The organism is Gammaproteobacteria bacterium (assembly GCA_016199745.1).
Lineage (GTDB): Bacteria > Pseudomonadota > Gammaproteobacteria > Acidiferrobacterales > Sulfurifustaceae > JACQFZ01.
Genome location: JACQFZ010000069.1, coordinates 43191 through 53527, shown reverse-complemented (window position 1 = coordinate 53527; position 10337 = coordinate 43191). Strand labels below are relative to the sequence as shown.

The following is a 10337-nucleotide window of genomic DNA, read 5'->3' as shown; positions in this document are numbered from 1 at the left end:
CTTGGCCCGGCAGTAAATCCTTGATTCGTTCCCACTGGTCGTCTCGCAATCCGTATCGTCTGGCCATCTTCCGCTGTGCTTGCTCGCAGTTGGAGAGAACAGAAGTATGACAAAGGGGATTAATTGATGACAGGCCCTAGGCATTAGTGATAACGCCGGCGCCGAGTGCGATGCCATTTCTTCCCCCTTTTGCAGAGCCCTTACGACAGTTTTACGACAAACCCCGCTTTGAACGAACCTCAAGCGGGAATCGGCGTGAGAGGGAGGAGATAACGTGCTGATCTAACTGGTGCCCCGGGCCGGAGTTGAACCGGCGACCTACCGCTTAGGAGGCGGTCGCTCTATCCACTGAGCTACCGGGGCGCGGGCGGTATTCTAGCAGACGTGATCGGACCGGAACCGTGCACGGGATCGCTGGCGGACCTTTCCGGGCATCCTGTAAAATCGTCCGCTTGCAAGCAGGTCGCCGATGAATCCAACTGCCACATATACCCGGGGCGACGTACTGCGCTGGTTGAACGAGCGCGAGGTCGCCAAGGCGCAGGACTATCTCGTGCGCGTTTCCGAGCTCGACGTTCGGCCGCAATCGCTGCATGCGCGCGTGCAGGGCACGGTGCGGCGTCCGTATCAGGTCGACATCCACTTCCATGGAATCGAGCGCCGCGATTGGCGGTTACAGGCGAGCTGTTCCTGTCCGGTCGGTTATTTCTGTAAGCATACGGCGGCGGTTTTGCTCGTTGGTATCGCGCAGCGCGATCAAACGCCGGCCGTGCGGCCCGATGTGTTGTCGTGGATCGAGAATTTTCGCACGTCGTTACAGCCGCCGGCGGCGCCGGAAAAATCCAAGCGTGCGGTCAAGCCTACCACCGCGCTTTATTACGTGATCGATCGGTCCATCGATGAACGTACGTGGCACGTCCTGTTTCGCAAAGGTGGGCTCGATGTCGATGGTCGTCCGGCGCAGGCCGCGGCGGATTGGCACAACGTCGACCAGGCGTTGATGCGGCCGCCGAAGTTTGTCGACGAAAGCGATCTGGAGATATTGCGATTACTCTGGCTGCAACGGCCGCGCGATGGTTTTGGTTATGCATTGACGCTGGCCGGACCGCACGGCGAAGAGATTTTGCAGCGTCTCGTTGCCAGCGGCCGGTTATATTTTGGCGAACAGTCGCTCGTGCGTTTGTCCGAGGGTGCCGCGCGCCGCGGCGAGATGGCGTGGGGTCTCGACGCCAATGGTCTATTGCAGGCCGACGTGCGCACGACGCCGCCGGCGACCGCAGTGCTCGCGCTCAAATCGTTTTGGTACGTGGATGTGCCGGCGGGACTTATTGGACCGTTGACGCTGACGTTGCCGGTCGCACAAGCACGGCGGTTACTGGAGTTGCCGCCGCTCAATGCGCGCGAGGCGCCGTTGGTGGCGGATGCGCTATCGGAATTGGCGCCGGCACTACCGCGACCGGCGGCCGATGCGTTGTCGCAGATACCGGTGATCGACGAGGTGCCGGTTCCGGTATTGAAACTCGGCACGCTGTCGGTCTATGGCGTGCGCCGCTTTCGCGGATATCCGCGTAATTACAACTACGACACGATCGAGTTCGACTACGCCGTTCCGGTATTCCGTTATGGAACGGTGCTGGTCTCGGTCGATGATTCTTCGGAGTTCGTGCAAACCGCGGCAGGCGATTTAGTGCGGGTGAAACGTCGGCGGCGGGAAGAGGCGCGTCGTCTCGAATCGCTCAAGTCGTTCGGCTTGGCGCGCGTGCCGGCGCATGCGCTTCATACCGCCAGTTTGGCGGTGCCGCCGCGCATGTATGCGTTGCACGACGAGAACGCTTGGAACACTTTCTTCGTGACGACGTTGGCGCGGTTGCGTACCACCGGCTGGGACGTGCAAGTGCCGCCGAATTTTCGTCATCGTCGGCTCGAGCCGACCGCGTGGTATGCGGACATTACCGACGGCGGCAACGGTTGGTTTGAGCTCGATATGGGGATCGATGTCGACGGTCGACGGTTGGCGCTGGCGCCGCTGCTGTCGGCGTTGTTTGCGCGCGATTCGCGCTGGTTGGCGGACGATCGTCTGGCGCGTATCGACGATGCCGAAGCGATCGAGCTGCGCGCCGCCGACGGTTTGCGGTTGCAGGTGCCGGCCGGGCGATTGAAGCCGCTCGCGCGCACGTTGATCGATTTGTTCGACGTCGTACCCACCGGCGCGCTGCGTTTGCCGGTGCTCGACGCGCCGCGCCTCGCGGCGTTAGCCGACAGCGGACGCTGGCAATTCCGCGGGATGGACGATGTGCAACAGATGGCGGAACGTTTGCAGGCCACCGCCGGCGTGACGCCGGTTGCACCGCCGCGTGGCTTCACGCTCGCGCTTCGACCGTATCAGCGCGACGGCCTTTCATGGCTGCAGTACCTGCGTACGTACGGACTTGCCGGGATTCTGGCGGACGACATGGGCCTTGGAAAAACGGCGCAAACCTTGGCGCATCTGTTATTGGAAAAAGAGGCTGGGCGGCTCGATCGACCGGCGCTGATCGTGTTGCCGACCTCGCTGGTGCATAACTGGAAGCACGAGGTCGCGCGCTTTGCGCCGGCGTTGTCGGTGCTCGTCTTACAAGGTAGCGAGCGCAGCGCGTTGTTCGCGCAAATTCCAAGGTACGACATTGTCTTGACGACTTATCCGTTGCTATGGCGCGACGAAGCCGAGCTGACCGCGCACGACTATCATTTCGTGATCCTCGACGAGGCGCAGACCGTCAAGAACGGCGCGAGCCGCGCCGCCGCTGTGGTCCGCAAGCTCAACGCGCGTCATCGCCTGTGCCTGACGGGAACACCGCTGGAGAATCACCTGGGCGAGCTTTGGGCGCAATTCGACTTTCTGTTGCCGGGCTTTCTCGGCGACGCCAAACGGTTCGCACGCCATTGGCGCACGCCGATCGAGAAGCACGGCGATCAACTGCGCCGTGACTTGCTCGCGCGCCGCCTCCGGCCTTTCATTTTGCGCCGACGCAAAGACCAAGTGGCGACCGAGTTGCCGAACAAGACCGTCATCGTTCAAACCGTCGAGCTCCAGGCCGGGCAACGCGATCTGTACGAAGCGGTACGCAGCAGCATGGATAAAAAAGTGCGCGATGCTGTTGCCGGAAGAGGCTTCAACCGTAGCCACATCCTCATTCTCGACGCGCTGCTCAAATTGCGGCAGGTATGTTGCGACCCGCGCCTGCTGAAAACGGCCGCCGCCGCGCGTGTCAAAGAACGCGCCAAGCTCGCGCTCTTGATGGGTATGCTGCCGGAATTGGTCGATGAAGGTCGGCGCATCCTCGTGTTCTCGCAATTCACCGGGATGCTCGCCTTGATCGAGCAGGAATTGACGTCGGCGCAGATCCCGTTTGCCGTGCTCACCGGTCAAACCAAGCCGAAACATCGCGAATCCACAATCCGCCGTTTTCAGCAAGGCGAGGTACCGGTGTTCCTTATCAGCCTCAAGGCCGGCGGCGTCGGCCTAAACCTGACCGCCGCCGATACCGTCATCCACTACGACCCCTGGTGGAACCCGGCCGCCGAAAACCAAGCCACCGACCGCGCCCACCGACTCGGCCAGGACAAGCCAGTTTTTGTCTATAAGCTCATCGTTGCCGGTAGCATCGAAGAGAAAATTCTGACGTTGCAGGAGAAAAAAGCCGAGCTTGCCGCCGGCATCCTGGCCGCAGACGGCCATGGCACGGTGAAATTCGATGAAACGGAATTAGCGGCATTGTTGGCGCCGCTTCCGGGATAGTCGGTCGTGTCCGGAAGACGAAGCCGTTTTTGGCGCGTGCTACCGAGCACTTTCATTACCGCCGCCGAGAAGTTTGACGACTCCAGTCCGAGCGTCAGAGAACTCCATGCCGGGATCGGTCAGCTGGCACTGGAAAACGTGCGGGCCGGCCGTGGCCGTTTTGGACAGCCGGTCACGATTTGGTTACGTTGGGGAAACAGAAAGAAAAACCGGCTAGCGCTGACGACGTTAACCGGTTGTTGGCATAAGGGAAAATTGGTGGAGCGGAGGAGGATCGAACTCCCGACCTCTGCATTGCGAACGCAGCGCTCTCCCAGCTGAGCTACCGCCCCATAAGGTCGCGTAGTTTAACGAGTTTACGGGGGTTTATGAAGGGCTTGCTGATGATTCCCTTCATGTCGGGCATTCTATGGTGTCATCAATTTGTTTTTGCGCTTCTTGCCACAGAGATCGAACTTCTTGAGCTTTCGTTGACTTCCAGGAACAAGCGAATTTTGAAAATTCTGTTGGATAGACGATGAAAGCTTTTTTCAGTAGGACAAATGCTTCTGCTGATTTATTTGAAAGAGCCAAGTAGACGATTTGCTGATTAATGCTACGGGGGCCGGGGCGGTACTGCATAACGCGGGTTGCCATCAATAGCTGTTTGTCGAGCGCATTTCTATCGGGCTTCGCAGTTTGAATGGTGATCGCTTCTGCCAGCGGCGTCAGCAGCGGATTTCTTGATATTGCATGCAGCATTGCTGATGTTTCTTGAGGTGTTGAGGTTAAGATCAGCCCATTGATTTCAGTAAGATCTTGAAAGCCACGGAATGTGATTGCGAGTATCGCTGCAGATAGGAGCAGGGAAGCACCGGCGGCGAATTGGCCGAGGGTTGGTGTGAAAGTAGTCTTTAATGTTTTCTCATTTCCTAGCCCAAGTAGTATCGCGGCAATTCCCAAAAAGTAGCTATACCAGAGGGGAAATTCGACACTGCTGTGTAGTAAGAGGACTATCAGCAAGATAAAAATCAGCCAATACGAAGGATTTTTCCAGTGTGGCAGTACTTGACGGAGCCATGTAACGATCATGGATACTAGCAAGAGTAGGCCGACTATGCCGAGTTCAGCAAGAACCTGCATCACCAGGTTATGGGAATGATGAAAGAGCTCCGCTTTTGATATGGCAGCAAATTCGGGAAGGGCCTGGTAGCCGAAGCCGTACCATCCGTAATGGCCGATACCTATTCCCCATATAGGTGACTCTAAAAACATAAGCCACGCTTTGTGCCACTCCGATGTGCGCAGATCAATACCGTCGGCGGCGTTTCGTTGGAATGCCACTAAAGCATCTATGCCGCCTATATCGAGTCCCATGATGTTAAGCAATAATTTCAGCCAGTCGTTAAGGAAAGGTAAGAGATACTGAAAGAGCAAAAATAAAACCAGGATCAAACTGGTTCCCTGCAATAGACGTCGATGAATGGAGTTCCGAGTGGCGCGATATGAAATAAACGACAAAAGAAATCCGGCGACGAGAAAAATGGCAGCCGCACGAGAACTCGACATGGTCAAAACCAACGCATACAAAATCAATAGTGATATCGCAAACGCGCGATTGACTCGATCTGTCGCATGTAAATAAACAATGGCAAAGCTTGCGAAGGTGATTTGCGTAGCGAAGTGATTTCGTTGGCCTGTATTTCCGAAGACGCTAGCCTGGCCCTTCATATCAATAAGCAAGGCCAATTGACCAGAGATGTCGAAATACTGCACGAGGCCGACCGCTGCCTGTAAAGCGCCACCGATGGTAATTAGCCAGGCGATGACGGTGATAGCACGGTCAAGTCCGAGTTGTGTGCGTATCCATGCGCAAAGGACCACTAGCAACAACGCCCAAGTTAGATAGATTCCCGGCAGCAGGGCCTGGGCAACGTAGGCGTGGTCGATAACGAGAGCCTGAAGCGCGATTAGAAGGATTATTGCAAACAGGTAGATCGCTGTGTGAGGAACTTCGAGGTCACGCCAGAAAGTTCTGCATAAAAAAAATGGGAAGCAAGCTGCGAACCCGATGGCAAATGCGGCCCATTCACTATAAAAGGCGGTAGGTAGTCCGTGGTGTGGCAGTAGGAATGGGATAACGGTCAGCAACCCCAAGATCACAACACTTATTGAGGCCATAGTAATAAGTGCTGGACGGGAAGATTCGCTCATACGTACCTTATCCCTTTGAGAAAAATTTCGGGTTCAAAAAAAAGCCCGCCTTGGCAGGCGGGCTTGAGTTATTTATTTCTTCCGCTACCTATACTTTGGGCAGCCACTTCGAGAGTATTCCGCCGGATGCTGTCGGTGCTGCCCAAGTGAAGCCGGCTGTACCATCACAAGTGCCTGCGTATACGACCGTTCCCGTAGCTGACATGGGACCGAACTGAAGGTAATTGATAGTCACAGTAGCTGCGGTGGCTGATAGGCCGCTAAGCGTAATGCCAGCTGTAGGGCTCACGTATCTCCAGGCAGCATTTGTAAAGGCGGTAACACCGCTTGCAACAATGTCGAGACTTACAAGTGTGGTGGCGCTAGATAGCGTTCCATCACTGCAGGCAACGCCTAACGCCGTGAAGATTGGTACAGCGACTGCAGGTCCTTCGCTGATTTTCGCTTTCATGGTGTAGTCTTGATACGCCGGAATCGCAATCGCCGCCAAAATGCCGATGATCGCGACCACGATCATCAGTTCGATCAACGTAAAACCTCTTTGTAACGTTTTCATGTAATGCCTCCGGTTGAATCTTGAGTCGAGGGCGTCCTGGAAAAAACCGGCCCCACTTTCGTGTGGCACCTTAGTTCTTAAGCATTTGGCCCTTGCGACTCCTTTCAGGCCGATGCTTTCCAGAACCTCCTCCGTTGGTTACTTAGTCAGCCCCTGTACGAATGTCAAACAACTGACTCAGGAGTACTGCCAAATGCCTTTCGGCATCCCCATATAGCTGCAGGATCTATGCCACGGCCCTACCTGCCGCAAACGCGCGGTTTACGAGCGCGTCTGTCGACCGAATGGTGATGCTCGTCGGCACAAAAACGGAGGTCTAGTGCTCAGACCTGACAAAATTCGTCACCCCATGCCGCGGCAGGGCGACGAGAAGTGACATATCAGTGTATACGCTAGCCCATGCCGAGCTTTTCAAGTTTGTAACGAAGGGCGCGGAAACTGATGCCCAACAGCTTTGCCGCCGCCGTTTTGTTCTGGCTAGTTTTCGCTAAGGCGTTCTCGATAGCGACGCGCTCAATGCGTTCCAGGTAGTCGTCCAGCGACTCTTCGCCGCCCAGCAATCCTTTGGTTTCCGCTTCTTCCTCTGATGTTTCATGCAGTTGCAGATCGTCGGCGGTGATGTCGTTGCCGTTGCAAAGTGTAAGCGCGCGCTCCAGCACGTTCTCGAGCTCACGGACGTTTCCCGGGAAGCCGTAAGTACTTAGGGAAGTATGGGCTTCCGGCGTTAAACGGGGCGCCTTCATTGCCATGGCGTCGGCTAGGCGGGCGCAGAGCTGATCGGCCAGTAGCGGGATGTCTTCCGCTCGCTCACGCAGGCTGGGGATATGCAGCTGAATGACGTTCAGCCGGTAATAAAGGTCCTGACGAAACCGGCCTTGTTTGACCAGCTCGAGCAAGTCTTTATGGGTGGCGCATAACACGCGCACATCGACTTTGATTTCGGTCTGGGCGCCGACGGGTCGCAACGATCGTTCCTGGATAACACGCAGTAACTTCACCTGCATCGTTAAGGGCAGGTCGCCCACTTCGTCGAGAAACAACGTGCCGCTATCGGCGGCTTTGAACAAGCCATCTTTGTCCTGCAGGGCGCCGGTAAAGCTGCCTTTTTTATGCCCGAAAAACTCGCTCTCCATCAATTGCTCAGGAATGGCACCGCAGTTCACCGGCACGAATGGCTTGCCGGCGCGCGGTCCGAGTTCATGAATCAAGCGAGCGGCCAGTTCTTTGCCGGTGCCCGACTCGCCGCTGATGTAAATGGGCGCTTGGCCCCGGGCCAGCCGCTCGATCAGCGCGCGGACCTTGTGCATGGCCTCGGAGTCGCCGAGCAACCGGCGAGTGCCGGCGGAAGCGACGGCCTGCCCGGCGGGTGCGGCAGGTGCGGTGCTCGGTACCTGGGCGACGCGTAATGCTGACCGAACGATGTTGCGTAAGTCGTTCAGATCGAGCGGTTTCGACAAGAAATCGAAGGCGCCGGCTTTTAGCGCCGCAATCGCCGTTTCCATGTTGCCGAATGCGGTGATAACGGCGACGGGAAGGTAGGGAAACTTATCCTGGATGTGACGTACCAGCTCGATACCATTGCCATCCGGCAAACGCATGTCGGTTAGGCACAGATCAAACTTGAATTCGCCCAGCAGATGACGCGCCTCCTCAAGGTTCGAGGCAGTCCGCGTTTCGAGATTCATCCGTCCAAGAGTAAGTTCGAGAACCTCCCGAATGTCTGGTTCGTCATCGACGACCAGCACCTGGTGTTTTTGTTTGGTCATACTGCTCCGAGTTCATTATTTTCTTCCGCGCGGGCTAGGGTGACGCGAAAACGGCTGCCGACCCCGCCTTCGCCGGGGTGGTAGTCCAGTAACGCGCCGTTGCCTTCGCACAACTCTTTAGCAATATATAGACCAAGCCCGGTGCCTTTCGGAGTGGTCGTAAAGAACGGATCAAAAATGTTGTCGGCGATATTGGCGGGTACGCCGCTGCCCCAGTCGATCACGTCGAAATAGGGGCGCCCATCACCGTCGTTGCCGGTAGCCAGTTTAATTAAGGCCGTTCCAGAGAATGGCGGGCTGTGGCGTAGGGCGTTTTGACAGAGATTGGTGATGACCTGATTGAGCTGATCCGGGTCGAACAGTGCTTCGACGTCATCGCCTAGGCGGGTGAATGCCGGCAATGGAATTCGAACCGCGTCGACGTATTGCGTTAGGAAGTCCGCCAGCCACGTTTGCAGTGCCAGCCGTGCCTGATTGACACGGTCGCGCCGGCTTAGCTGGGTGACGTTCTGGATGATGACGTTCATACGCCGACCTTGTTCTTCGATGATCGTCGTCAGTCGTTTGGGTTCGCTGTCTTCGCCGACGGATTCACCGAGTAGTTGGGCGGCATTGGAGATGGCGCTCAGCGGATTGCGAATCTCGTGGGCGATACTGGCCGTCAGCCGAGCGAGCGCTGCCATTTTGAGTTGTTGCGCTTGCTGTTTTAGCGCTGCCATGTCCTCAAGAAAGACCAGCGTGCCGCTTTCTTTGGCGGCTCCGAGCGGCACGAAGCGTGGCAGCAGGGTGTAATTCGCCCGGGTAGTAAAGGCACGGCGAGTACGTTGCCCGGGGGTATCGCCGAGCCATTGAAACAGCTGAATGGCTAAATCCGAGGAGATTTCGTTCAGCGACATTTTCTTGTCGAGTGGCGGTTCTCTCAACCCGAGAAATCGCTGCGCCGTTTGATTCATAAACATAATGCTGCCGGTGTGATTGCACGCTAATACACCGGACTGCATGCGCTGGATAATCAGCTCATTGATATGAGTGAGGTTGGCAATATCGACACCGCGCCGCGCCGCGATAACTTCCGTGGCGCGTAGGCGCGAGCCTAGGGTGTAGCTCAGAAAAGTGGTGGTGAATAAGCCGATGCCGAGTAGGCCGACCTGCGGATAACCGCCCACTAAGTTTTCCGTCACCGTGCCGCCGATCAGTAAATCCCAAGAATGCTCCAGCATGGCGGCAACGGTAGCGAGCGATGCATAAAAAATGCTCACGCGGCGACCGAGCATGAGACTGCTACCCGCGGAGGCAACGATAAGCAGCAAACCCAGACCGCTGGAGATGCCGCCGCTCGAATGCATTAGCAGTGCGAGTAATGTGATATCGGCAAAGGTCCAAACGCTGATCTGCGTATCAAAATCCGGCTTACGCCAGCGGGCGGCTTCGACGGCGGTAATTGATATAACAAAATAAACAATGCCGGCAATTCTAAAAAGCGCGGGATTATCGGCACCAAAAGGCGGTAGCTGCCCGAGGGTCAGGCTGATAGCTAGGGTTGTTACAGCGATGCAGACCCGATAAATATTAAACAGGCCCAGCAGCCGCCAATTGTGACTGGCGGCGACCGTTCCTTGTAACGGGGTCAAATTGAGAGGAAGCGTCCTTGGCTGCGCTGACATCTTATTGGATTAGCACAGTTTCCAAAGGTAGGCAAAGCGCTGCCGCTCAACGATCAGGACGGACCGGCGTTCCGATGTTCTTGCGAACAGTAAGCGTGGCCGATATGAACCAGTGCATCTTTCTCGGGAATATGCACGCCGCAATGTGCGCACGGCACCATGCGTGCCGGCATGCTAGGCGTAGTACGAGTACGTTGTTTAGGCGCTGGACGACCGGGTAGCAGCTGCTTAATAAATTGAGCGACTAGCCAGCAGGCGAACAGGATAATAAGTAGACGAAAGAACTGACCCATAATGTTGGTCGGGGTAAGAGGATTTGAACCTCCGGCCCCTTGCTCCCGAAGCAAGTGCTCTACCAGGCTGAGCTATACCCCGAACTG

The 10337-nt window shown here is 56.5% G+C and carries 5 protein-coding genes and 3 tRNA genes; 1 reads left to right on the top strand and 7 read right to left on the bottom strand.

The annotated features are described in order from the left end of the window. Window positions 1-287: 287 nt before the first annotated feature. Window positions 288-363, bottom strand: a tRNA-Arg gene (locus HY308_17910). Window positions 364-469: 106 nt separating this feature from the next. On the opposite strand from HY308_17910, the gene HY308_17905 reads away from it, so the two are divergent. After that, window positions 470-3778 (top strand): DEAD/DEAH box helicase, encoded by a 3309-nt coding sequence (locus HY308_17905; GenBank protein ID MBI3900144.1) that lies wholly within the window; start codon window positions 470-472, stop codon window positions 3776-3778. 256 nt (window positions 3779-4034) lie between these two features. Here the strand turns inward: HY308_17905 and HY308_17900 are convergent. The 6 genes from HY308_17900 to HY308_17875 all read right to left on the bottom strand — a co-directional run bounded on the left by HY308_17900 (window position 4035) and on the right by HY308_17875 (window position 10332). Continuing rightward, window positions 4035-4110, bottom strand: a tRNA-Ala gene (locus tag HY308_17900). A 61-nt stretch (window positions 4111-4171) separates the two neighbouring features. After that, window positions 4172-5971 (bottom strand): O-antigen ligase C-terminal domain-containing protein, encoded by a 1800-nt coding sequence (locus HY308_17895; protein ID MBI3900143.1) that lies wholly within the window; start codon window positions 5969-5971, stop codon window positions 4172-4174. Between the two features lie 88 nt (window positions 5972-6059). Then, window positions 6060-6527, bottom strand: a complete 468-nt coding sequence (locus tag HY308_17890; GenBank protein MBI3900142.1) for a prepilin-type N-terminal cleavage/methylation domain-containing protein — start codon at window positions 6525-6527, stop codon at window positions 6060-6062. 392 nt (window positions 6528-6919) lie between these two features. Then, a complete protein-coding gene (locus HY308_17885) occupies window positions 6920-8293 on the bottom strand; it encodes a sigma-54-dependent Fis family transcriptional regulator (GenBank protein ID MBI3900141.1) in 1374 nt (457 codons plus the stop codon). Beyond that, a complete protein-coding gene (locus HY308_17880; protein ID MBI3900140.1) occupies window positions 8290-9924 on the bottom strand; it encodes a hypothetical protein in 1635 nt (544 codons plus the stop codon). The genes HY308_17885 and HY308_17880 overlap by 4 nt, the downstream gene beginning before the upstream one ends. A 331-nt stretch (window positions 9925-10255) precedes the next feature. Then, a tRNA-Pro gene (locus HY308_17875) sits at window positions 10256-10332 on the bottom strand. Window positions 10333-10337 lie beyond the last annotated feature (5 nt).

What these genes read in the sequence shown, in the direction of transcription:
- HY308_17905 (MBI3900144.1), top strand. Translation starts at nt 470, where the DNA reads ATGAATCCAACTGCCACATATACCCGGGGCGACGTACTGCGCTGGTTG.
- HY308_17895 (MBI3900143.1), bottom strand. Translation starts at nt 5,971, where the DNA reads ATGAGCGAATCTTCCCGTCCAGCACTTATTACTATGGCCTCAATAAGT.
- HY308_17890 (MBI3900142.1), bottom strand. Translation starts at nt 6,527, where the DNA reads ATGAAAACGTTACAAAGAGGTTTTACGTTGATCGAACTGATGATCGTG.
- HY308_17885 (MBI3900141.1), bottom strand. Translation starts at nt 8,293, where the DNA reads ATGACCAAACAAAAACACCAGGTGCTGGTCGTCGATGACGAACCAGAC.